Source organism: Streptomyces sp. NPDC031049 (genome assembly GCF_055571015.1).
Genome location: NZ_JBVIGC010000001.1, coordinates 267921 through 290164, shown reverse-complemented (window position 1 = coordinate 290164; position 22244 = coordinate 267921). Strand labels below are relative to the sequence as shown.

At 73.3% G+C, this 22244-nt stretch carries 24 protein-coding genes; 13 read left to right on the top strand and 11 right to left on the bottom strand.

The window, feature by feature from the left end; genetic code table 11:
* Positions 1-39 precede the first annotated feature (39 nt).
* Together ACZ45Q_RS01285 and ACZ45Q_RS01280 are read right to left on the bottom strand one after the other, a co-directional pair.
* Entirely contained in the window at positions 40-891 is an 852-nt protein-coding gene (locus tag ACZ45Q_RS01285) for a transglutaminase family protein (RefSeq protein ID WP_468253707.1), read from the bottom strand.
* A gap of 43 nt (positions 892-934) precedes the next feature.
* A complete protein-coding gene (locus ACZ45Q_RS01280; protein WP_468253706.1) occupies positions 935-1948 on the bottom strand; it encodes a GNAT family N-acetyltransferase in 1014 nt (337 codons plus the stop codon).
* 141 nt (positions 1949-2089) lie between these two features.
* Here ACZ45Q_RS01280 and fdxA point away from each other — a divergent pair, with 141 nt between their 5' ends.
* Together fdxA and ACZ45Q_RS01270 are read left to right on the top strand one after the other, a co-directional pair.
* Positions 2090-2410: a ferredoxin gene (fdxA, locus tag ACZ45Q_RS01275; RefSeq protein WP_416525114.1), complete on the top strand. Its 321-nt coding sequence runs from the start codon at positions 2090-2092 to the stop codon at positions 2408-2410.
* Between the two features lie 98 nt (positions 2411-2508).
* Positions 2509-3624, top strand: a complete 1116-nt coding sequence (locus ACZ45Q_RS01270) for a bifunctional succinyldiaminopimelate transaminase/glutamate-prephenate aminotransferase (RefSeq protein WP_468253705.1) — start codon at positions 2509-2511, stop codon at positions 3622-3624.
* A gap of 42 nt (positions 3625-3666) precedes the next feature.
* Here the strand turns inward: ACZ45Q_RS01270 and ACZ45Q_RS01265 are convergent, their stop codons facing one another.
* Both ACZ45Q_RS01265 and ACZ45Q_RS01260 read right to left on the bottom strand, forming a co-directional pair.
* On the bottom strand, positions 3667-4113 hold the full coding sequence (locus ACZ45Q_RS01265; protein WP_468253704.1) for an ATP-binding protein: 447 nt from the start codon (positions 4111-4113) through the stop codon (positions 3667-3669).
* A gap of 312 nt (positions 4114-4425) precedes the next feature.
* A complete protein-coding gene (locus tag ACZ45Q_RS01260) occupies positions 4426-5421 on the bottom strand; it encodes a VldE C-terminal domain-containing protein (RefSeq protein ID WP_468253703.1) in 996 nt (331 codons plus the stop codon).
* A gap of 84 nt (positions 5422-5505) precedes the next feature.
* On the opposite strand from ACZ45Q_RS01260, the gene dapE reads away from it, so the two are divergent.
* Positions 5506-6585, top strand: a complete 1080-nt coding sequence (dapE, locus tag ACZ45Q_RS01255) for a succinyl-diaminopimelate desuccinylase (RefSeq protein WP_468253702.1) — start codon at positions 5506-5508, stop codon at positions 6583-6585.
* 106 nt (positions 6586-6691) lie between these two features.
* A complete protein-coding gene (locus ACZ45Q_RS01250; RefSeq protein WP_468253701.1) occupies positions 6692-7450 on the top strand; it encodes an LOG family protein in 759 nt (252 codons plus the stop codon).
* A 113-nt stretch (positions 7451-7563) separates the two neighbouring features.
* Here ACZ45Q_RS01250 and folP read toward each other — a convergent pair whose 3' ends face one another.
* Positions 7564-8424 carry a dihydropteroate synthase gene (gene folP, locus ACZ45Q_RS01245; protein ID WP_468253700.1) on the bottom strand — a complete coding sequence of 287 codons (861 nt, stop codon included), beginning with the start codon at positions 8422-8424 and terminating at the stop codon, positions 7564-7566.
* 155 nt (positions 8425-8579) lie between these two features.
* On the opposite strand from folP, the gene ACZ45Q_RS01240 reads away from it, so the two are divergent.
* Both ACZ45Q_RS01240 and ACZ45Q_RS01235 read left to right on the top strand, forming a co-directional pair.
* Positions 8580-8954, top strand: coding sequence for a DivIVA domain-containing protein (locus tag ACZ45Q_RS01240; RefSeq protein ID WP_468253699.1), 375 nt, complete (start codon positions 8580-8582; stop codon positions 8952-8954).
* Entirely contained in the window at positions 8951-9538 is a 588-nt protein-coding gene (locus ACZ45Q_RS01235; RefSeq protein ID WP_468253698.1) for a DNA-3-methyladenine glycosylase I, read from the top strand. Before ACZ45Q_RS01240 ends, ACZ45Q_RS01235 begins: the two co-directional genes overlap by 4 nt.
* 105 nt (positions 9539-9643) lie before the next feature.
* Here the strand turns inward: ACZ45Q_RS01235 and chcB are convergent, their stop codons facing one another.
* Positions 9644-10447 carry a 2-cyclohexenylcarbonyl CoA isomerase gene (chcB, locus tag ACZ45Q_RS01230; protein ID WP_468253697.1) on the bottom strand — a complete coding sequence of 268 codons (804 nt, stop codon included), beginning with the start codon at positions 10445-10447 and terminating at the stop codon, positions 9644-9646.
* Positions 10448-10828: 381 nt separating this feature from the next.
* Here chcB and ACZ45Q_RS01225 point away from each other — a divergent pair, with 381 nt between their 5' ends.
* Positions 10829-10996: a DUF3117 domain-containing protein gene (locus ACZ45Q_RS01225; protein ID WP_003966491.1), complete on the top strand. Its 168-nt coding sequence runs from the start codon at positions 10829-10831 to the stop codon at positions 10994-10996.
* A 139-nt stretch (positions 10997-11135) separates the two neighbouring features.
* Here the strand turns inward: ACZ45Q_RS01225 and ACZ45Q_RS01220 are convergent, their stop codons facing one another.
* Positions 11136-11834: an O-methyltransferase gene (locus ACZ45Q_RS01220; protein WP_468254288.1), complete on the bottom strand. Its 699-nt coding sequence runs from the start codon at positions 11832-11834 to the stop codon at positions 11136-11138.
* A gap of 247 nt (positions 11835-12081) precedes the next feature.
* On the opposite strand from ACZ45Q_RS01220, the gene sigE reads away from it, so the two are divergent.
* The 5 genes from sigE (at position 12082) to ACZ45Q_RS01195 (ending at position 17293) form a co-directional block, all read left to right on the top strand.
* Positions 12082-12780 carry an RNA polymerase sigma factor SigE gene (gene sigE / locus ACZ45Q_RS01215; protein ID WP_468254285.1) on the top strand — a complete coding sequence of 233 codons (699 nt, stop codon included), beginning with the start codon at positions 12082-12084 and terminating at the stop codon, positions 12778-12780.
* Positions 12777-13745 (top strand): anti-sigma factor family protein, encoded by a 969-nt coding sequence (locus ACZ45Q_RS01210; RefSeq protein ID WP_468253696.1) that lies wholly within the window; start codon positions 12777-12779, stop codon positions 13743-13745. The genes sigE and ACZ45Q_RS01210 overlap by 4 nt, the downstream gene beginning before the upstream one ends.
* A 140-nt stretch (positions 13746-13885) precedes the next feature.
* Positions 13886-15814, top strand: coding sequence for a S1C family serine protease (locus ACZ45Q_RS01205; RefSeq protein ID WP_468253695.1), 1929 nt, complete (start codon positions 13886-13888; stop codon positions 15812-15814).
* Between the two features lie 117 nt (positions 15815-15931).
* Positions 15932-16417, top strand: coding sequence for a sec-independent translocase (locus tag ACZ45Q_RS01200; RefSeq protein WP_468253694.1), 486 nt, complete (start codon positions 15932-15934; stop codon positions 16415-16417).
* A 204-nt stretch (positions 16418-16621) separates the two neighbouring features.
* On the top strand, positions 16622-17293 hold the full coding sequence (locus tag ACZ45Q_RS01195; protein ID WP_468254283.1) for a hypothetical protein: 672 nt from the start codon (positions 16622-16624) through the stop codon (positions 17291-17293).
* A 54-nt stretch (positions 17294-17347) separates the two neighbouring features.
* Here the strand turns inward: ACZ45Q_RS01195 and ACZ45Q_RS01190 are convergent, their stop codons facing one another.
* Genes ACZ45Q_RS01190 through ACZ45Q_RS01180 form a run of 3 tightly spaced genes read right to left on the bottom strand, consistent with a single transcriptional unit; the run spans position 17348 to position 20415 of the window.
* Positions 17348-18481, bottom strand: coding sequence for an Mrp/NBP35 family ATP-binding protein (locus ACZ45Q_RS01190; RefSeq protein ID WP_468253693.1), 1134 nt, complete (start codon positions 18479-18481; stop codon positions 17348-17350).
* 43 nt (positions 18482-18524) lie between these two features.
* Complete coding sequence (locus ACZ45Q_RS01185) at positions 18525-19142, bottom strand: DUF1003 domain-containing protein (RefSeq protein ID WP_468253692.1); 618 nt, start codon at positions 19140-19142, stop codon at positions 18525-18527.
* Entirely contained in the window at positions 19132-20415 is a 1284-nt protein-coding gene (locus ACZ45Q_RS01180) for a magnesium transporter MgtE N-terminal domain-containing protein (protein WP_468253691.1), read from the bottom strand. Before ACZ45Q_RS01180 ends, ACZ45Q_RS01185 begins: the two co-directional genes overlap by 11 nt.
* 297 nt (positions 20416-20712) lie before the next feature.
* On the opposite strand from ACZ45Q_RS01180, the gene ACZ45Q_RS01175 reads away from it, so the two are divergent.
* Entirely contained in the window at positions 20713-21465 is a 753-nt protein-coding gene (locus ACZ45Q_RS01175) for a hypothetical protein (RefSeq protein WP_468253690.1), read from the top strand.
* A 260-nt stretch (positions 21466-21725) separates the two neighbouring features.
* Here ACZ45Q_RS01175 and ACZ45Q_RS01170 read toward each other — a convergent pair whose 3' ends face one another.
* On the bottom strand, positions 21726-22232 hold the full coding sequence (locus tag ACZ45Q_RS01170) for a hypothetical protein (RefSeq protein ID WP_468253689.1): 507 nt from the start codon (positions 22230-22232) through the stop codon (positions 21726-21728).
* Positions 22233-22244 lie beyond the last annotated feature (12 nt).

Sequence of the window (22244 nt, the reverse complement as noted above, 5' to 3'; positions counted from 1 at the left end):
CTGCCGCCCCTGATGTCCCTGTCACCCGGGTCGCGGGGGTCAGTTCAGCATGGCCCGCGCGGCCCGCGCCTCGCCCCGCACCCGCTCGGACGCCGGCTCGTCCACGGCCGCGACCACCTCCGCGTACGCCTCCAGCTCCGCCGCGCCCGAGGCGAACTCGCCGCGCTGCACCAGCAGCCGCGCCCGCTCGTAGCGCAGCCGCGCCGGATGCGACGGCAGCAGCAGCGACAGGTCCACGGCCCACAGCGCCACGTCCGACCGCTCCGGCCGGGCCGCGGCCCAGGCACGGATGTTGTTCAGGATCCGCAGCACCACGTCCAGCGGATCGGCGGGCGTCAGCATCCCCGGCTCCAGCCGCGCCCCCGTCGCCCCGGCCACCAGCAGTTCCGCGTCGTTCCCGGTGAGCACCCGCCCCCCGTCGAACGGATCGGCCAGCACCTGCTCCGCCTGCGGTCCGAAGCCGACCACGAAGTGCCCGGGCAGGGCGACGCCGTACACCGGGGCCCCGGCGCGCCGCGCCACCTCCATCCAGACCACCGACAGCAGGATCGGCAGCCCGCGCCGGCGGCGCAGCACCTGGTGCAGCAGCGACGATTCCAGGCGCCGGTAGTCCGCCGCCGAGCCCTCGAAGCCGTACCGCTCCCCGAGCAGGTCCCGCAGCGCGCCGGCCCAGTCACGCGGCCCGCCCGGCCGGTACGGCAGCCGGCCGGCGAGCCGGTCCAGTTCCATCTGGGCGGCGTCGATGCCCGCCTCGTCCAGCGCGCCGTCCGCCTCGGCGCCCACCAGCAGGCACAGCGTGGACAGGTCGGGCAGCTCGGACCGCGCCTCCTCGGCGAACCGGCGCCGCAGTTCGGCGGAGCGCTCGGGTGACGGAGGTTGGGGGGAACGCATGGCAGGCTCGTGCCCTCTCACGGGATCGGTGGGACCGGTGGGGTCAGTGTGGTTCCGGGCCGGTGCCGCCGGGCTCCCGGTAGTGGTGGTAGGCGTGGTGCGCGGCGAAGCCGAGAGCGGCGTACAGCGCCCGCGCCGCCGCGTTGTCCGCCTCCACCTGGAGACACGCCGCCGAGGCGCCCTCGTCCAGCGCCCGCCGCGCCAGCGCCGCCATGACGGCGGTGGCCAGCCCCCGGCGCCGCTGCTCCGGGCCGACCTCCACGGCGGCGAAGGACGCCCACCGCCCGTCCACGACGCACCGCCCGATCGCGGCCGGCACGCCGCCCGCCCCGGGCACCGTCGCGAACCACACCGACGGCCCCGAGCCCAGCACGCGCAGCGCCACCTCGCTCACGCCCTTGCGCTGGTAGCGGGCCAGCCACGCCTCGTCGGCCGTACGGGACAGCACGACCCCGCCCCCCTCGGCCCGGTCGGCGACCGGCGCGAGGGCGCCGGTCCACACCTCGGCGGTCACCTCCCGGGCCCAGCCCCGCCGCTCCAGCTCCGCGCACAGCAGCTCCTGCGTGCCCTCGGCACCGGTCGCGGTCTGCACGTAGGCGGGCAGTCCGCGCGCGCCGTACCAGCGGCGTACGACGCCCAGCGCCTCCTCCAGCGGCAGTCCCGGATCGCCGAGCGGCAGCACGGAGTTGGCGCGCCGGGTGAACCCGGACGCCGCGCGCAGCTCCCACTCGCCGAGCCGCTCGCTCTCCACCGGCCGCCACGCCCGCGAGGCGACCCGGGCCAGCTCCTCGTACGAGGCGGCGGGACCCTTCCGACGCGCCGGGGCGGCCGGGACCACCTTGCCCGCGACCAGCGAGGACTCCGGGATCCGGACCGTCTCGCCACTCTTCCGTGTGATCACCAGCACACCGTTGTCCCATGATGTGAGAACACCCACCGTGTCGGTGAACTTCTCCACGGAGATGTCAGGTTCGCTCAAGCGCCGTACCGACACCCGTTTGCCCACGTCAGCAGCGGTGATACGGACCTCGAGACGCCCGGCGGCAGAGATTTCCACGGGTCGGTACACCCCTCCTGTTCGGATCATGCCCAAGAACGGAGATACTAGGGGCGGGCATCGACGACGCCGCGCTCCCGCGCGCCAGGCGGCGGAGCCTGAGGAGGCCCGCCAGCGCCCGTATCGAGGAGGAACGACAGCGTGACCTACGTCATCGCGCAGCCTTGTGTCGACGTCAAGGACAAGGCGTGCATCGAGGAGTGCCCGGTCGACTGCATCTACGAGGGCCAGCGGTCCTTGTACATCCACCCGGACGAATGCGTCGACTGCGGTGCCTGTGAGCCGGTCTGCCCGGTCGAGGCGATCTTCTACGAGGACGACACTCCGGAGGAGTGGAAGGACTACTACAAGGCGAACGTCGAGTTCTTCGACGAGCTCGGCTCCCCGGGCGGCGCCAGCAAGCTGGGGCTGATCGAGCGCGATCACCCCTTCATCGCCGCGCTGCCGCCGCAGGGCGACTGACCCCGTCAGCGGCCCGCACACCGCGCCGCCTCGGTCCCGTACGCCCTGAAGCCGTACGGGACCGAGGCGTTTGCCGTACCGAAAGTGAGCGAGAACCCGTGTCCGCAGTCTCCGACCGGCTGCCCGCCTTCCCCTGGGACAAGCTGGAGCCCTACAAGAAGACCGCCGCCGCGCACCCGGACGGCATCGTCGACCTGTCGGTCGGCACGCCCGTCGACCCGGTCCCCGAGCTGATCCAGAAGGCGCTGGTCGACGCGGCGGACTCGCCGGGCTATCCGACGGTCTGGGGCACCCCGGCGCTGCGCGACGCGATCACGGGCTGGCTGGAGCGCCGCCTCGGCGCCCGGGGCGTCACCCACCACCACGTGCTGCCGATCGTCGGCTCCAAGGAACTGGTCGCCTGGCTGCCGACCCAGCTGGGCCTCGGCCCCGGCGACAAGGTGGCCTTCCCGCGGCTGGCCTACCCGACGTACGAGGTCGGCGCCCGCCTGGCCCGCGCGGACTTCGAGGCCTACGACGACCCGACCGACCTGGACCCCACGGGCCTGAAGCTGCTCTGGCTCAACTCCCCGTCGAACCCGACGGGCCGGGTGCTGTCCAAGCCCGACCTGACCCGGATCGTCGCCTGGGCCCGCGAGCACGGCGTCCTGGTCGTCTCCGACGAGTGCTACCTGGAGCTGGGCTGGGAGGCCGACCCGGTCTCGGTCCTCCACCCGGACGTCAACGGCGGCTCCCACGACGGCCTCCTCGCCGTCCACTCCCTGTCCAAGCGCTCCAACCTCGCCGGCTACCGCGCGGCCTTCCTGGCCGGCGACCCGGCCGTGCTCGGGCCCCTGCTCCAGATCCGCAAGCACGGCGGCATGATGACCTCGGCACCGACGCAGGCCGCCGTGGTGGCGGCCCTCGGCGACGACGAGCACGTGCGCGTCCAGCGCGAGCGCTACGCCGCCCGCCGCACGGCCCTGCGCGAGGCCCTGCTCGCCCACGGCTTCCGCATCGAGCACAGCGAGGCCAGCCTCTACCTCTGGGCCACCCGCGACGAGTCCTGCTGGGACACGGTGTCCCACCTGGCCGACCTGGGCATCCTGGTGGCCCCCGGCGACTTCTACGGCCCGGCGGGCGAGAACTTCGTCCGCGTCGCCTTCACAGCGACGGACGAACGAGTCCAGGCAGCCACGACCCGCCTGACCGCGAAAACGGGGCCCGGGGAGTAACCCCGAGCCCCGTCGACGGCCAAGCCGGCGGCAGGCCGGCCGTCAGCCGAGCGGCAGCCCCTGCACGGGCAGCTGCCCGGCCCCCGGCAGCCCCTTGCCCACGGCGTCCGTCGGCAGCCCGCCCTTGGTGGCCGTCTGCGCGGTGTCACCGAGGATGTCCCCGGCGGACCCCGCCGCGTCCCCGGCGGCCTTCTGCGCCGCCGGCGTCGCCTTCTTCACGACCGAGCCACCGGTCTTGCCCGCGGCCGGCACCGCCTTCTTCACGGCCTTGCTGCCGGTGTCACCCGCGGTCTCGGTGACGTTCTGCGCCGCGGCGTCCACGGTGTTGCCGACGTTCGCCCCGTCCAGGGCGGTCAGCCCACCGAGGTTCGGGGTGGACGGCAGCTCGGGCGCCGCGCTGGCGGAGCCGGCCGCACCGACCCCGGCGGCCGCTCCCGCAGCGACGAGCAGCGCGGCACGGGCGATCCGGCGGGTCAGGGGGAGGGACATGATGCTCCTTCGACGGGGAGTGAACCTTGAGGTCTTCGACCGCGTCCGGCACCTGATCGTCCGGACGCGGACGCAGTGACTACCGCTCGAACTCCACGAAGGTTGCGGCGGCGCAACGTAAAGAGTTGGCAATGCGTCGCATTATCAGTTGCGCAGAAAAACGGGCAAACGGGAACCGGTCGGAAAGTCTGCTGAATCCTTACGGCCCTGTGTTCCCAAGGGTTCCGACGGATTCGGGAATGCCTTCGCGAAAACCCGCGGGCTTCGTCGCCGACGCGCCCCGCACATAACCCGCACGGGTGAACGGCGGGACTACGGTGCCGTGACGATCCGGACCGGCCCGGCGTCCCGTTCCGCTCCCCGGGCACCGGCGGAACCCTCCGCTCCGCCCGAGCCCTCCGCCGGCCGCCACCGGCTGTCGGTGTTCCCGGCGGTCCACTCCCGCCCGGCGTACGACACCCGCTCGATGTGCAGCGCCGAGGCGTTGGCCACGGCCCAGTGCGCCAGCTGCCAGCCGCGCTGCCCGGCCACCCGCCCGGCGGCCGGCCCGGAGTCCTCGGTCACCGGCAGGGTGACCGTGCGCTCCTCGGAGCCGCCCCCGGTGGCCGAGGGCGCCGCCGACGCCGCGGCGCCCGCCTCCGCGCCGGCCGGCTGGAGCACATCGCGCCCGAAGTCCCGCACCAGCGCCGCACGCACCGCGTCCGGCCCCTTGGCCGGGGTGGCGGCGGGCCGCCCCTCACAGGTCAGCGTGGCCGCGGAGCGCCCGGTCAGGGCGGCGGCGAGCAGCGTGGCGTCCGGCTCGTGCTTGGCGTACGCCTGCGGGAAGCCGCTGCGCTGCACGCGCTGCGCGGCGACCGTCAGCGGCAGCCGGGTGTAGCCGGGGACCTCGACGAGGTGGTCGTAGAACTTCCCGGCCGCGTACGCCGGGTCCATGATCTCCTCCGGTGTGCCCCAGCCCTGCGAGGGGCGCTGCTGGAACAGGCCGAGGGAGTCGCGGTCGCCGTAGTCGATGTTGCGCAGGGCGGACTCCTGGAGCGCCGTCGCGAGCGCGATCGTCACGGCCCGCTCGGGCAGGTTGCGCGCGGTGCCCACGGCCGTGATCGTCGCCGCGTTCACCGCCTGCTCCGGCTCGAACTCGTACGTGGCGCCGTCGTCCTCGGCCGAGACGACCTTGCAGCCAGGCCCGCCCGTGCCCCCGGTGACGTACTGCACCACGAGGTAACCGGCGACCGCGAGCAGGACCACGAAGGCCGCCCCGAATCGGAGGAGGCGGCCCCGGCGTTTCCGGTGTGGGGACGGCTGTAGCACGCGTACAAGGTACTGGAGAGTACCGAGGGCGCAGTGCCGGGTGTGGACAGTGAGTGCGACGGGCGGCGGGTTAGGGTCGACGGCATGGCCGACACCCCGCTTGACCTCACGCTGGACGCCGCGGAGCTCACCGCCCGGCTCGTCGACTTCCCCTCCGAGAGCGGTACGGAGGAGCCGCTCGCCGACGCGATCGAGGACGCCCTGCGCGCCCTGCCGCACCTGACGGTCGACCGGTACGGCAACAACGTCGTGGCCCGGACGAACCTGGGCCGGTCGCAGCGCGTCATCCTCGCCGGTCACATCGACACCGTCCCGATCGCGGACAACGTCCCCTCGCGGCTGGACGACGACGGTGTGCTGTGGGGCTGCGGCACCTGCGACATGAAGGCGGGCGTCGCCGTGCAGCTGCGCATCGCGGCGACCGTCCCCGCGCCCAACCGCGACCTGACCTTCGTCTTCTACGACAACGAGGAGGTCGCGGCGGAGCTGAACGGCCTCAAGCACGTCGCCGAGGCGCACCCGCAGTGGCTGGAGGGCGACTTCGCGGTCCTCCTCGAACCGTCCGACGGGCAGGTGGAGGGCGGCTGCCAGGGCACCCTGCGGGTGCGGCTGAAGACCTCGGGGGAGCGGGCGCACTCGGCGCGCGGCTGGATGGGCTCCAACGCGATCCACGCGGCGGCCCCGATCCTGGCCCGGCTGGCGGCCTACGAGCCCCGGTACCCGGTGATCGACGGCCTGGAGTACCGCGAGGGCCTGAACGCCGTGGGCATCTCCGGCGGTGTCGCCGGGAACGTGATCCCCGACGAGTGCGTCGTGACCGTGAACTTCCGCTACGCGCCCGACCGCACCGAGGAGGAGGCGATCGCCCACGTCCGCGAGGTGTTCGCGGACTGCGGGGTGACGGAGTTCGAGGTCGACGACCACAGCGGCGGCGCGCTGCCCGGGCTGTCCCACCCGGCCGCGGCGGCCTTCATCGAGGCGGTCGGCGGCACCCCGCAGCCCAAGTACGGCTGGACGGACGTCTCCCGTTTCTCGGCGCTCGGCATCCCGGCGGTCAACTACGGCCCCGGCAACCCGCACTTGGCCCACAAGCGGGACGAGCGCGTGGAGGTGGCCAAGGTCCTCGCAGGTGAGGAGCGGCTGAGGTCCTGGCTGACCGCGTGACACGGCCGTGTTTACGGCGCTTCATGGCGGACATGCTCAGGTACCTCGCACGTAACCCGCGGAGATCTACGCTGAGGTGGAACGACCGCAGACGGAGGGAGCGCACATGGCCACCGGCAACCCCGAGGGCAAGCAGCAGCCACCGGAGGAGAAGCGCCTGGGCCCGGTCCTCCGCAGACGGAGCCAGGTGCAGGCCAGCACGACGGACCAGCGGCTGCTGGACGAGCGGGCCCCGACCGACTGGGTGCACACCGACCCCTGGCGGGTGCTGCGCATCCAGTCGGAGTTCATCGAGGGCTTCGGCACCCTTGCCGAACTGCCGCCCGCCATCAGCGTCTTCGGCTCGGCCCGGACCCCCGCCGGCTCCGCGGAGTACGAGGCGGGCGTGCGGCTGGGCAGGGGCCTGGTGGAGGCCGGCTTCGCGGTGATCACGGGCGGCGGGCCGGGCGCCATGGAGGCGGCCAACAAGGGCGCCTGCGAGGCGAGCGGCATCTCCGTCGGCCTGGGCATCGAGCTGCCGTTCGAGCAGGGGCTCAACCCCTACGTCGACATCGGCCTCAACTTCCGCTACTTCTTCGTCCGGAAGATGATGTTCGTCAAGTACGCCCAGGGCTTCGTGGTCCTGCCCGGCGGCCTCGGCACCCTCGACGAACTCTTCGAGGCGCTCACCCTGGTGCAGACCGGCAAGGTGACCCGCTTCCCCATCGTGCTGTTCGGCACCGAGTACTGGGGCGGCCTGGTCGACTGGCTGCGCGACACGGTGGTCCGCCAGGGCAAGGCCGCCGAGAAGGACCTCCTGCTGTTCCACGTGACGGACGACGTGGACGAGGCGGTCGCCCTGGTCTCGAAGGAAGCGGGCCGTTAGCAGAACAAGCCCGTCCGGCGTTCGAGGACGAGGCCGTCAGGCCGAAAACGGGGGTCTGGGGGCGGCAGCCCCCAGAAGGATGGGACGGGTAGGGGCGGCGGGGGCGAGAGAACCTACGCCAGCCCCCGCCGCGCCACCACCGGCTCCCGCCGCCCGGCGATGGCCGCCACCATGTCCAGCACCTGCCGCGTCTCCGCCACCTCGTGCACCCGGTACACCTGCGCCCCCAGCCACGCCGACACCGCCGTGGTCGCCAGCGTCCCCAGCAGCCGCTCCTTCACCGGCTTGTCCAGCGTCTCCCCGACGAAGTCCTTGTTGGACAGCGAGACCAGCACCGGCCACCCCGTGTCCGTCATCTCCCCGAGCCGCCGGGTCGCCTCCAGGCTGTGCCGGGTGTTCTTGCCGAAGTCGTGCCCGGGATCGATCAGCACCGACTCCCGCGGCACCCCCAGCGCCACCGCCCGCTCGGCCAGTCCCAGCGTCACCTTCAGGATGTCCGCCATGACGTCGTCGTACGTCACCCGGTGCGGCCGCGTCCGCGGCTCCACGCCCCCGGCGTGCGTGCACACCAGCCCCACGCCGTAGCGCCCGGCGACCTCCGCGAGCCTGGGGTCGACGCCGCCCCACGCGTCGTTCAGCAGGTCCGCCCCCGCCTCGCACACGGCCTCGCCGACCTCGTGCCGCCAGGTGTCCACGCTGATCACGACGTCCGGGAACCGCCGCCGCACCTCGGCGACGAAGCCGACCGTGCGCCGCGCCTCCTCCCGCGCGGTCACCTCTTCGCCGGGTCCGGCCTTCACCCCGCCGATGTCGATGATCGCGGCCCCCTCGGCGATCGCCTGCTCCACCCGCGCGAGTGCCGGCTCGTCGCGGAAGGTGGCCCCCTGGTCGTAGAAGGAGTCCGGGGTCCGGTTCACGATCGCCATGATCACCGGCTCGTGCGCCTCGAATTCGCGCCTGCCCAGCCTGAGCATCCCCTGTGACCCCTTCTCGTTTCCCTGTTCGACGGCGTGCCGCCTCGCGTGCCCGCGGCCGGCGCTCCCGGTGCCTGCGGCACCGACTGTCAGACTCGCATGGCACGATCGGAGCCGACACATCAGACTCGTCGTCCGACCGTGGGGGCTCCGCGATGGTTATGTTCCTGTTCCTGGTCGTCGCGCTCGCCGTCGTGGTCGCCGCGGTGACCCTCGCCGTCGTGGCGGGCGGTGACAGCGGCCCGCTGCCCGAGGCGGCCCCCGAGCGGCTGACGGACCCCCTGCCCGCGGACCGCCCGCTGAGCCGCGCGGACGTCGAGAGCGTCCGCTTCCCGCTCGTCGCCCGCGGCTACCGCATGGCGGACGTCGACGACGCCCTCGCCCGTCTCGGCGCCGAGCTGGCCGAGCGGGACGCCCGTATCGCCGACCTGGAGTCCGCGCTGGCCGGCGCCCGCGCCGCCGCCCATCACGCCGGCCCCGCCGACCGCACCGTCTCCGTCGAGAAGTCCGACCGCGAGGAGCGGCAGTGAGCGCCGGTACGGCCGTCGCGGGCCCGGACGGCGCCCCCCGCTGCCCCTGGGCCCTGTCCACCGCGGACTACGTGGCGTACCACGACGAGGAATGGGGCCGCCCGGTCCACGGCGACGACGCCCTGTACGAGCGGCTCAGCCTGGAGGCCTTCCAGTCAGGGCTGTCCTGGCTCACCATCCTGCGCCGCCGCCCCGGCTTCCGCGCCGCCTTCGCCGGTTTCGAGATCGCCGAGGTGGCGGCCTTCACCGAGGAGGACCGCGAGCGCCTGCTCGTGGACTCGGGCATCATCCGCAACCGCGCCAAGATCGACGCCACGCTCGCCAACGCGCGCGTGCTGGCCGAGTGGGCCCCGGGCGAACTGGACGCGCTGATCTGGTCGTACGCCCCGGACCCGGCCTCCCGCCCGGTCCCCAGGACGCTCGCCGACGTCCCGGCCGTCACCCCCGAGTCGACGGCCCTGTCCAAGGCCCTGAAGAAGCGCGGCCTGCGTTTCGTGGGCCCCACCACGGCGTACGCGCTGATGCAGGCCTGCGGGCTGGTCGACGATCACCTGGCGACGTGCGTGGCGAGGAGCGCCCGGTGAGGGACGCGGGGAACGGCGCCCGGTGACGGGCGCGGGGCGCGGTGGGAACGACCACCGCGGACCCGCGGCCCCCGCCGCGGCCTCCGCCGCGGCCTCCGCCCGGACTCAGCGGCCCAGGTACTTCGGCTTCTCCTTGTTCACGAAGGCCTGCACGGCGATCGCGTGGTCCTCGGACGAACCGGCCCGCGACTGAAGCTCGTCCTCCTTCTCCAGGGCCTCGTCCAGCGAGTGCGTCAGCCCGTAGGCGACGGACTCCTTCAGTGCCGCGTAGGCGACGGTCGGCCCCTCGGCCAGCGCCCGCGCCGCCTTCTCGGCCTCGGCGCGCAGCTCACCCGCCGGGACGACCCGGTTGGCGATGCCCAGCTCGTGGGCCTCCTGCGCCGTGATGCTGCGCGGGAAGAGCAGCAGGTCGGTGGCGCGACCGGGGCCGACGACCCGCGGCAGCGTCCAGGAGATGCCGGAGTCGGCGGTGAGCGCGACGCCCGCGAACGAGGTGTTGAAGGCCGCGGTGTCCGCGACGATCCGGTAGTCCGCCGCCAGCGCGAAGCCGAAGCCCGCTCCGGCCGCCACCCCGTTCACGGCGGCGACCACCGGCTTGGCCGCCCCCGCCAGCGCCCGCACGATCGGGTTGTAGTGCTCCCGCACCGTGCTCATCGTCTGTCCCGAGCCCGCCTCGCGGTCGGTGGCCAGCAGCCCGATGTGCTCCTTGAGGTCCTGGCCCACGCAGAACGCCCGGTCCCCGGCGGCGGTCAGCAGCACCGCGCGCACCGCGGCGTCGTCCGCGGCGGAGCGCACCGCCTCCCGGAGGGCGACCTTGGTCTCGATGTTCAGCGCGTTCATCGCCTCGGGGCGGTTCAGCGTGATCGTCGCGAGCCCGTCGCTCACCTCGTAGAGCACGGTGTCGGCCATGGCGTTTCCCCTCCGCGTCGCGGTTGTCCAGCACGTACCGGGCGGTACGTCCGGGTGTCTGCACGACAGCATGACGGAGATCGCCGGTGTCGGCCCGCCCCGGGAATGTGAGCTGCGTCAAAGAGTTCCGGTCCGGGGACCGTTCGGCGGAAGTGGGCAAGGGCGCGCAGTATTGCAGTCCCGTCGCCGAATTGAGTGGTTTTGGACGCGTGCGTTGCCCAAGCGATGCCGACTGATGTTGGTCACAGGGTCCTGCGATGCGGGATAATGGCCTGGAAGCAATGTGTTCGATGCCGGTGTCGCGTGTTCCCGTGCGGGCGCGCGTGCCCTTGGTGGGCCGTCGGCTTAGGCGATGAGCTGGTATCAGGAAGGGGAACGAGCATGGCGGCCATGAAGCCGCGGACGGGCGACGGCCCGCTCGAGGTGACCAAGGAGGGGCGGGGCATCGTCATGCGCGTTCCGCTCGAAGGCGGCGGTCGACTCGTCGTCGAGCTGACCCCTGACGAGGCCGACGCGCTCGGCGACGCCCTCAAGAAGGTCGTCGGCTGACGCGGAAGCGACCATACCGTTTCATTCGCCCCGGTGCCGCGCGCGGCACCGGGGCGAATGCGTTGCCGCACTCCCGATGCCCGGGTGCCCCGCCGGGCCCCTCGTCCACCTCTTCACCGCGTCTGCCCCTTCACCGGGTCTACCTCTTCACCGCGCACAGCAACCCGTCGCCCGCCGGCAGCAGCGACGGCACCAGCTCCTGGCTCTCCCGCACCGTCCGCAGCAGCTCCCGCAGCCGCAGCACCTCCGTCGGCTGCGGCCCGGAGTCGATCGTGCGGCCGTGGGCGAAGACGCCCTCGAAGACGACGAGACCCCCCGGCCGCAGCAGGCGCAACGATTCAGCGAGGTAGTCCACGTACTCCAGCCGGTCCCCGTCGCAGAAGACGAGGTCGTAGCCGGCGTCCGCGAGCCGGGGCAGGACGTCCAGGGCGCGGCCGGGGATGAAGCGGGCACGGTTGCTGGCGAAGCCCGCGGCGCGGAAGGCCTGGCGGGCGAACTGCTGGTGCTCCGGCTCCGGGTCGACCGTGGTCAGCACGCCGTCCGGGCGCATGCCGCGCAGCAGATGGATCCCGGAGACGCCGCAGCCCGTACCGATCTCCGCGACCGCCTTGGCGTCCACGGCGGCGGCGAGCAGACCCAGCGCGGAGCCGGTGCCGGGCGTCACCGAGCGCAGGCCCGCCTCATGGGCCCGGTCGCGGGCCCAGCGCAGCGCGTCGTCCTCGGCGACATAGGCGTCGGCGAACGCCCAGCTCGTCTGCCGGTTGCCGGTAATGGCCCTCTCCTGTCCCCGTGGTTGCCTCGGCGTGACTGTATCCGTTGCCGTCGGGAACCCGCAGATGGGACCGGTCGTTTAAAGGGGCAGGAACAACCGACGGGCGGGGGCCCCGAGCCGCGACGGGGGGCAGTGGATGGGCCGGGACGGCGAGCAAGTGCTGACGCAGCCGTACGAGCTGTGGCAGCCCGCGTCAAATTCTCGTAAAACCGCTTATCCGGAGCTAACGGGCGAGGTGGCTATGGTAGGGGCTCCACTGGACACCACCGGAGCCAAAAGGGGAGGTGCGGCTGCGCCTGTGGATCGCGGAGGAGTGCTGCGGCGCTTCCTCGGATCGGCGGGCAGGCCGAAATCCGTGAACGACACCGCTGCTGACCACCACGCCGCCGGCCCCGACCGGACCGCGACCTTTGCCACCGACGCGGACGGGCAGGCGTGGACTCCGCCCACCTGGGAGGAGATCGTCAGCACGCACAGCGGCCGGGTCTACCGCCTGGCCTACCGCCTCACGGGCAACCAGCACGACGCCGAGGACCTCACCCAGGAGGTCTTCGTCCGCGTCTTCCGCTCCCTGTCCACCTACACGCCGGGCACCTTCGAGGGCTGGCTGCACCGCATCACCACCAATCTCTTCCTGGACATGGTCCGCCGCAAGCAGCGCATCCGCTTCGACGCGCTCGGCGAGGACGCGGCCGAGCGGCTGCCCAGCAAGGAGCCCACCCCGCAGCAGGTCTTCAACGACGCGCACTTCGACGCGGACGTCCAGCAGGCACTGGACACCCTCGCCCCCGAGTTCCGCGCCGCCGTCGTCCTGTGCGACATCGAGGGGCTGTCGTACGAGGAGATCGCCGCGACCCTCGGCGTCAAGCTCGGCACCGTCCGTTCCCGGATCCACCGGGGTCGCTCGCAGCTGCGCAAGGCCCTGGCACACCGCTCGCCCGAGGCCCGCGCCGAGCGCCGCTCCTTCGTGGCCGGTGTTCCCGCACTGGGAGGAGGGGGCGCGAGCGCGTGAGTGGGTCACGTCCGAAATCCGAGGGACACCTCGCAGAGCAGCATCTGGGAGACCGACTCTCCGCACTGGTGGACGGAGAGCTCGGTCATGACACGCGTGAGCGCGTGCTGGCGCACGTGGCCACCTGCCAGAAGTGCAAGGCGGAGGTCGACGCGCAGCGCCGGTTGAAGAACGTCTTCGCGGAGACGGCCCCGCCGCCTCCGTCCGAGAGTTTCCTGGCCCGGCTCCAGGGGCTGCCCGCGGGCGGCGACCTGGACGGCGGCGGGCCCGGGCCCGGGGCGGGCTCCGGCCCGCTGCCCGGGCTGCCCGGCCCCGGAGGGCGCTTCGGGGACACCGGCGCCTTCGACATGAAGCGCGGCGAGCGCTTCGACCTCGGTTACGTCCCCTCCCGTCCGCATTCCCCGGTGCTGACGCCCTCCGCGCAGCAGCGGGGCTTCCGGATCCACGACGTCGGCCGGCCGGACGCCGAGCGGTCGGCCTCCCGCGGCCTGCGGTTCGCCTTCGCGGCGGCCGGGGCGGTGTCGCTGGCCGCGATCGCGCTGGGCGGCGTCACCGTCGGCATGCCGGACACCACGTCGGAGACCCGCGGCTCCGGCTCGGGCAGCAACGTCACGCCGCTGCGCACCCAGGGCGCGGGAGCGGCCGCCGTGCCCGAGTCGCAGCGCCGCCGCTCGCCCACGCCGCTGCTCGGCCAGAGCCAGGGCCAGCGCATGATGGGCGACGTCTCCGTGGCGCCCACCTCCGTGTCCGCGCCGCTGCTGCCGGGGCTGCCGCCGCCGACGGGACGGCATCCGGCGGCCCATCCGCCGGCCGCGCCGGTGATGGCCGGTGCCGCCGCGCTGTCCCCACTGATACGCCCGCTCGACGTCCGGCCCCCGGGCCTGATCGCCGCGCCGGCGCCGACCACCTCCCCGGCCCCGTCGCCGGTGGCGCCGACTCCGCCGTCTTCCCGCCCGGTGCCGTGACCGGTGCTCTGCGCAGGAACGCGCGGACCTGATTGAATCCTCGGGTGGGCGCCCAGGGCAGTGCAGAGGCAGCCGGGCGCGCAGTCGACGATCTGCGGTCACCGCCGACGAGCCGTGCCGCGGCCAGCTGTGGGGAGAGCATGAACGAGGGGAAGCCCACGAAGGCGAAGTGGTGGAGCCGTCCGCGCCCGCAGGACGCCGACGGCGCGGGCGCCGACGGCGACTATGAACTGCCCCGCCCGCGTGCCGCCCACCCGCCCGCCGAGGGGGACACCGGCGACGCCGACACCGATGCCGGTTCCGGTGGTGACGCCAAGGCCGATTCCGGCCCCGGCACCGCCGACGGCCATGCGCCGGCCGACTCCGGAGCGGGCGCCGACGGCGACTACGAACTGGACCGCCCCCTGACGCCGGACGACGCCGGGCGGCCCCGGTCGCTGACGCCGGTACCGGTATCGGATGACGTCCGCCCTCGGCCGCTGCACGAGCCCGACCCGTACAGCACGCCGCCGTACGGCGAGCCGGGTCCGTGGGCGCCCGCTCCGCCGGTGCAGCACCCGACGGCGGCACAGGCGCCCGGTACGGCGGCTCCGGCGCACGGCACAGCGGCGGCTCACGCCCCCGCCGCGGCGCAGACGACGGCCCTCGGGCGGGAGCCGGCCACGTCGGCGCCCGGGACGGCCGTACCCGGACCCGGACAAGGGCCGACCGCGTCGGCGCCCGCGCCCGCAACCGCCGTGCCTGGGACCGCCGTGTCCGAAGCCGCCGTACCCGGACCGCTCCCGTCAGAAGCGGTGCCGGCGCCCGCGTCGGGCGGTGCCGGCGACATGCCGGCGGCCGGTGACGCGGCCGACCCCTGGCGGCGCTACGACCCCTGGGCGCAGCCCGCCGCCGGTGCGGGGACCGTCGGGGCGCTCCAGCAGAACGGCGCGGCCGTCCCGACCCGGGACCAGCGCCGCCGGCGGACGCGCAGGGCGCTCGTGGTCGGCGCCGTCCTGCTCGCCGTCGTCTCCGGCGCCGGCGGCGGCATCGTGGGGGCGTACCTGGAGCGCAACGGCGGCCTGGGCACCGTGGAGCTGCCGCAGGCCGGGCGTGAGCCGGCCGAGCGGGACCCGGGCAGCGTCGCCGGGATCGCGGCCGAGGCCCTGCCCAGCGTGGTCACCCTGCATGTGAGCGGCGGCGGCTCCGGAGGCACCGGCACCGGCTTCGTCCTCGACGACCGCGGCCACATCCTCACCAACAACCACGTCGTCGAACCGGCCGGTGCCGGCGGGAAGATCTCCGTGACCTTCCACAGCGGCGACACGGCCGAGGCCACCCTCGTCGGCCGCGACAGCGGCTACGACCTCGCCGTCGTGAAGGTGAGCGGCGTCCGCGGCCTCACCCCGATCCCGCTCGGCAACTCGGACAACGTCCAGGTCGGCGACCCGGTCGTGGCCATCGGCGCCCCCTTCGACCTGGCGGGCACGGTCACCTCCGGCATCATCAGCGCCAAGGAGCGGCCCATCACGGCGGGCGGCGAGGAGGGCGACGGCAGCGACGTGTCGTACGTCGACGCGCTCCAGACCGACGCGCCGATCAACCCCGGCAACTCCGGCGGCCCCCTGCTGGACTCCCGGGGTCGTGTCGTGGGCATCAACTCGGCCATCCGCTCCGCGGGCGGCGGCGGGGACGCGGACGGCGGCCAGGCCGGTTCGATAGGGCTCGGTTTCGCCATCCCCATCAACCAGGGCAAGCGCGTCGCCGAGGAGCTGATCAACACCGGCCGGGCGACCCACCCCGTGATCGGCATCACGCTCGACATGAGCTACACCGGCGACGGCGCCCGCGTCGGCACCGAGGGCAGCGACGGCGGGCCCCCGGTCGTCAGGGGCGGCCCCGGCGACAAGGCGGGCATCGAGGCGGGCGACGTCATCACCGAGGTCGACGGCCGGCGCGTCCACTCGGGTGAGGAACTGATCGTCAAGACCCGGGCGCACCGCCCCGGCGACCGCCTGGAGCTGACCCTGGAACGCGGCGGCGAGGAACGGAAGGTGTCCCTGGTGCTCGGCTCCTCGCACGGCGACTGAACGGCAAACAATCCGGAAAGCGGCCGCGTACACACACGCGGTGGCCACGGGACTGTACCGGTCCGGCGGGATCGGCGGGTACCGTGGATGCGGCCCGGACATCCCAAGGAGCTTCAGGTGTTCAATGACATAGGCGCGCTCGAGCTGGTGACGCTCGTCGTTCTCGCCGTGCTCGTCTTCGGCCCGGACAAGCTCCCCAAGGTCATCCAGGACGTCTCCCGCGTCATCCGGAAGATCCGGGACTTCTCCGAGAGCGCCAAGCAGGACATCCGGCAGGAGCTGGGACCGGAGTTCAAGGACTTCGAGTTCGAGGACCTCAACCCCAAGACGTTCATCCGCAAGCAGCTGGACAACGACGACCTGGGGCTCAAGGAGATCCGCAATGGCTTCGACCTGAAGAAGGAGATGTCGGAGGTCGCCGACGCGGTGCACGCCCGTGACACCGAGCCCTCCTCGACCTCCGGCGCGTCCGCCGCCGGCTCTTCCGCGTCCGCCGCCGGCTCCTCGGCGTCCGGCACGGCCGCCGGTCGCGTCGACATGGCCAAGAAGCCCCGCACCCCCCTCGCCGACGACCGTCCGCCCTTCGACGCGGACGCCACCTGAGGGCGAGCCCGGACGGCCGTATCCCGGTCGCACACGGCCTGAACACGCCGCCCGCGCGACCCACGCGCCGGGCGGTTTCCCGGTTGCCCTCCGTGGTGTGGCTATGCTGCCGAGTTGTTGTACGGGCCGTACGTGAACCAGCAGCGTCGCCCGAAGGGGGGCGGGCCGTACCGGCCCGACGAGAGCGAGGAGGCGTCCGGGCAGATGGAGACGACGAGTGGGGCGGTCGCGCAGGCGCCGGCCGCGGAGGGCGGACAGCAGCTCGCCTCCGCCCGCAGCGCGGTCGACGGCTACCTGCGTGCGCCCTTTCCCTGGTACGGCCTGGACGAGGCCTTCACGGGGCCGCGCTGGCTGATGCAGGTCGGTACGGCGGCCGACGGCACCGTGGAGCACGGCTCGATCGGGCACGGCGACGAGCCGTCGGTCCGCAACGAGCACGTCTCCGGTGACGAGCAGGACGCGCGGGAGAAATTCGCGGTCGTGGTGACCGTCGCGGCCAGCCCCGACCGGCGCAGTGCCGACGGCACGGGCCTGCTGGAGGCCACGTCGGTGTCCTCGGCGGCCTGGCTGGCCGGTGTGGGGCTGCTGTCCTTCACCTGGCCGGGCCAGATGGACCACGCGCTGCGGGACGACTGGCTGGAGCAGCAGACGGAGACGGCGTGGGTCCTGGCGGACGACCTCGACGGGGCCGACTGGTCGACGCTGTCGCTGCCGGTGGACGGGGTGCCGACGCCCTTCCACTACCGGGAGTCCGAGTTCGGCTGGGTCCTCGCCGGGACCACGCAGCAGGGCGTGCACCTCGGGGCGTACGGCAGGGGCATGAGCGCGTACGGGCTGGGCTTCGCCGTGGTGAAGGACGTGGCCGCGTACGCGTGAGCGACGGGGCGCCGCCGACCGCGCGGCGCCCCTTGCCTCCTCGAAGGCCCGTGCTCAGAACTTGTTCTTGGGAGTGATCCCCAGCGACAGCCCGGACAGGCCGCGCTGGCGTCCGCCCAGCTTCCCGGCGATCGCCCGCAGGGCCTGGCCCGCCGGGGAGTCCGGGTCGGTCAGGACCACCGGCTTGCCCTCGTCGCCGCCCTCACGGAGGCGGACGTCGATGGGGATGGCGCCGAGGACGGGGACGGAGGCGCCGGTCGTGCGGGTCAGGCCGTCGGCCACCAGCTGGCCGCCGCCCGTGCCGAAGACGTCGACCATCTCGCCGCAGTGCGGGCACGGCAGACCGGACATGTTCTCGACCACGCCGACGATCTTCTGGTGGGTCTGCACGGCGATGGCGCCGGCCCGCTCGGCCACCTCGGCCGCGGCCTGCTGAGGCGTGGTCACGACGAGGATCTCCGCGTTCGGGACCAGCTGCGCGACCGAGATCGCGATGTCGCCGGTGCCCGGCGGCAGGTCGAGCAGCAGCACGTCGAGGTCGCCCCAGTACACGTCCGCCAGGAACTGCTGGAGCGCGCGGTGCAGCATCGGGCCGCGCCAGACCACCGGCGCGTTGCCCGGCGTGAACATGCCGATCGAGATGACCTTCACGCCGTTGGCGGACGGCGGCATGATCATGTTCTCGACCTGGGTGGGACGCCCGTCCGCGCCCAGCATGCGCGGCACGCTGTGGCCGTAGATGTCGGCGTCCACGACACCGACCTTCAGGCCGTCCGCCGCCATCGCCGCCGCCAGGTTCACCGTGACGGACGACTTGCCGACGCCGCCCTTTCCGGAGGCGACCGCGTAGACCCGGGTGAGGTTGCCGGGCTTGGCGAAGGGCACCTCCCGCTCCGCCTGCCCGCCGCGCAGGGCGGCGGCCAGCTCACGGCGCTGCTCGTCGCTCATCACGTCCAGCTCGACATCGACGCGCGTGACGCCGTCGACCCGCGAGACGGCCTCGGAGACACGCTGCGTGATGGTGTCGCGCATGGGGCAGCCGGAGACCGTCAGGTACACGGCGACCGCGACCGCTCCGTCCGCGCCGATCTCGACCGACTTGACCATCCCGAGTTCGGTGATGGGGCGGTTGATCTCGGGGTCGTTCACCGTCGACAGTGCCTCGCGCACCGCGTCTTCCGTAACCATAAGGACGATGGTACGGCGCCCCGGCTACGCGCCGGTAAGCCCGTCAACGGTCGTCTGCGTCACGTCCCTGCGACCGGTCCGTCCGGAAGGTCCCGACTGCCGGGACCGAGTCGGTCTCGGGGCGGTGGCCGTTCTGGAGCTCCTCCAGCTCCTTGACCATGTCCTGAAGCTCGGAACGGATCCAGTCGCGGGTCGCGACCTCGCCCAGGCCGATGCGCAGGGCGGCGATCTCGCGGGTCAGGTACTCGGTGTCGGCGATCGACCGCTCGTTCTGCTTGCGGTCCTGCTCCAGGTTGACGCGGTCCCGGTCGTCCTGCCGGTTCTGGGCGAGCAGGATCAGCGGGGCGGCGTAGGAGGCCTGGAGGGACAGCGCCAGGGTCAGGAAGATGAACGGATACTCGTCGAACCGCAGGTCGGCGGGGGCGGCGACGTTCCACACCACCCACACGATGATCACGACGGTCATCCAGACGAGGAACCGTCCGGTGCCGATGAACCGCGCGATCCGCTCCGAGAGCCGCCCGAACGCGTCCGGGTCCCACTCGGGCAGGAGCCGGCGGCGCGGCGGGCGCGGCTGGTCCAGCCGGGGACGGTGCCGGGCGGTCGCGGTGGCCCCGGCGGGCGTGCGCTCCCGGACGACGATCTCGCGCTCAGGCGTCATGGACACCCGCCCCCTCCTCCAGGTGGAACTCCGTCTCCCGCCAGTCCTGCGGCAGCATGTGGTCCAGCACGTCGTCCACGGTGACCGCCCCCAGCAGCGACCCGGACTCGTCCACGACGGGCGCCGCCACCATGTCGTACGTGGCGAAGAACCCGGCGACCACGGGCAGCGCCGCCTGCGGCTCCAGCGGTTGCAGGTCGTCGTCGATGATCGAGCCGACCAGCGTGTACGGGGGGTCGCGCAGCAGGCGCTGGAAGTGCACCGTGCCGAGGTACTTGCCGGTCGGGGTCTCGTCGGGCGGCCGGCACACGTACACCTGGGCGGCGAGCGCGGGGGACAGGTCCCGGTTGCGGACCCGGGCCAGGGCGTCGGCGACGGTGGCGTCGGGCCGCAGCACGATCGGCTCGGTCGTCATCAGACCGCCCGCCGTGTGCTCCTCGTACGACATCAGCCGTCGCATGTCGGCCGCGTCGGCCGGTTTCATCAGGCTCAGCAGCCGCTCCTTGTCGGCCTCCGGCAGTTCGCCCAGCAGATCGGCGGCGTCGTCGGGGTCCATCGCCTCCAGGACGTCCGCGGCGCGCTCCTCGGCCAGCTTGCCGAGGATCTCGATCTGGTCGTCCTCCGGCAGCTCCTCCAGCACGTCGGCCAGGCGGTCGTCGTCGAGGGCGGCGGCGACCTCGGCGCGGCGCTTGGCGGACAGGTGGTGCAGGACGTTGGCGAGGTCGGCGGGGCGCAGCTGCTCGAAGGTGGCGAGCAGGTTCTCCGCGCCCTGCCCGTGCTCCTCCAGGGAGAACCCCGTGACCGCCGTCCACTCCACGGTCAGGGTCTCGCCCTTGCTGCGCCGGAAGGCGCCGCCCTTCCTGCCCTTCCGCACGAAGACGCGGTCGATCTCCCAGTCCCGCCGGGTCGGCAGCTGGTGCACGGACAGGTCGAGGACGGTGACCTCCTCGCCGGTCTCGGTGAGGACGACCCGGCGGTCGAGCAGCTCACCGAAGACGAGGCGCTCGGTGGGCCGCTGCTCGAAGCGGCGGACGTTGAGCACGCCGGTGGACAGGACCTGGCCGGACTGGATGCCGGTGACCCGGGTCATCGGCAGGAAGATGCGGCGGCGGGTGGCGAGTTCGACGACGAGACCGAGCAGCCGAGGGGGTTTCTGCCCGACGCGCAGCATCACGACCAGGTCGCGCACGCGGCCAACCTGGTCGCCGTTCGGGTCGAAGACGGCGACACCCGAGAGGTGCGAGACGAAGATCCGGGGGGCGCCCGCTGCCATGCCGGCGGCTCCTTTTCGTCAGAGGGTCGTCACAGGGTCGTGCAGACCGGTCAGAGATCGTCGGTGGTCGTCGGAGGCTGTTCCGTGAGAGCTGTTTCGTGCGTGTCTCTTTTCCGAATTGCCCGCTCGGACGGGCTTCAGGCTAGCCCGTCCGCAACGCGCCCGCCCTGGCGGCCGGTCCGGACGGACTGCCTCCGTTCGCCGGCGGGGACCCCGGTACGCTGCGGTACGCCGCTGTGGATCTGTGTGCCGATCCCTTTCAGACCTGTCGTACCTGTCAGAAAGGCAGCCCCACCTGTGACTGTGACTTCCCGGCGCCGAAACCGCAGGGTCGCTCTGGCCGGCGCGGTGTGCGCCCTGGCCGTGGCCGGGACGGGGCTGACGGGGTGCAGCGGGGAGGACCCGGACGCGGGCACCAACGGGGTCGGCAAGCTGCCCGCCGAGAAGATCCAGGCCAAGACGCGGACGGCGGCCGAGTCCGCACCGGCGGTCCGGCTGTCGGGGACCGTGGTGACCAGCGGGCGCACGTACAAGCTCGACATGCGGCTGAAGCCCGATGGCGGGACCGGGTCGGTCACCGCGGAGGGCAGGACGTTCGGGTTGCTGCGGATCGGCGAGAAGCTCTTCCTGAAGGCCGACGCGGAGTTCTGGAGCAGCGACGACGAGGGCGGCGGGGGCGCCGACGGGGCGGCGGCGGAGAAGCTCGGCGGCAAGTACGTGACGGTGCCGCAGGCCGACCCCCAGTACAAGAAGTTCATCGGGTTCGCCGACAAGGACGTCCTGCTGGACGGGCTGCTCACGCTGCACGGCACGGTGAAGACCGACGGCCGCCACGAACAGGGCGGCGTCCGCACGATCCGCATCAGCGGCGACCAGGGCGCCGGCGGCTCCCTGGACGTGTCGCTGGAGGGCACGCCGTACCCGCTCCGCCTGGTCCGCGCGGGCAAGGCCGGCACGATCCACTTCTCGGACTGGGGCAAGGACTTCCCCCTCCAGGAGCCCCCGAAGGACGAAACCCTGGACTACGGCAAACAACTCCCGACATCCTGAGCCCCCCGAAGGGGACGCGGGAAACACCGCGGCGGTCATGCGCCCCGAAGGGGGCGCGGGGAACGGCGCGACCGGCCACAACGAACCCGCACCCGACCGACGACCCGACCTCCTCACCCCAGACCGCCCCAGCATGCTGAACACCGCGGCGGTCATGCGCCCCGAAGGGGGCGCGGGGAACGGCGCGACCGGCCACAACAAATCCGCACCCGACCGACGACCCGACCCCCACCCCCCACACCGCCCAACCCAGCGGAGCGCTACCGGCGGCGCCGAGCCAGCAACCGCGGCAACCCCGCCGGCATCGGCCCCCGGGTCGTCGCCGGCGTCGGCAGCGGCGGCTCGGCCAGCGAGCCGTCGGGCAGGGCCGCGGTCGCCCCCGTGGGCTCCAGGCGCAGAACCCGGCACTCCCGCGCCCAGCGCTCCGGCATGGCCTCGCCGTCGGGCGCGTTCAGCCGCTTGCCCTTCAGCTCCGCCACCGCCGCCTGCCACTCCTCGGAACCGGAGGGCAGCTCCACCACGCGCGCCGCCCAGGAGACCAGCCGGCCGCCCTTGTCCTTGCTGCGCACGGTCACCTCGGCCACGGCCCCGTCGGCCAGCCCGGGCAGCGGCTGCTCGCCGGGCCCGTCACCGACCACGCAGGCCGCCCCCTCGTGCCAGACGTGCCACAGGGCGCGCGCCGCGGCGCCGGGCGCCTGGACCCAGATCAGCCCGGACTTCTTCGTGGCCTCCTCGACGAGGGCCCGGTCGAGCAGCTCGCTTGTCATGCGCCCAGCCTA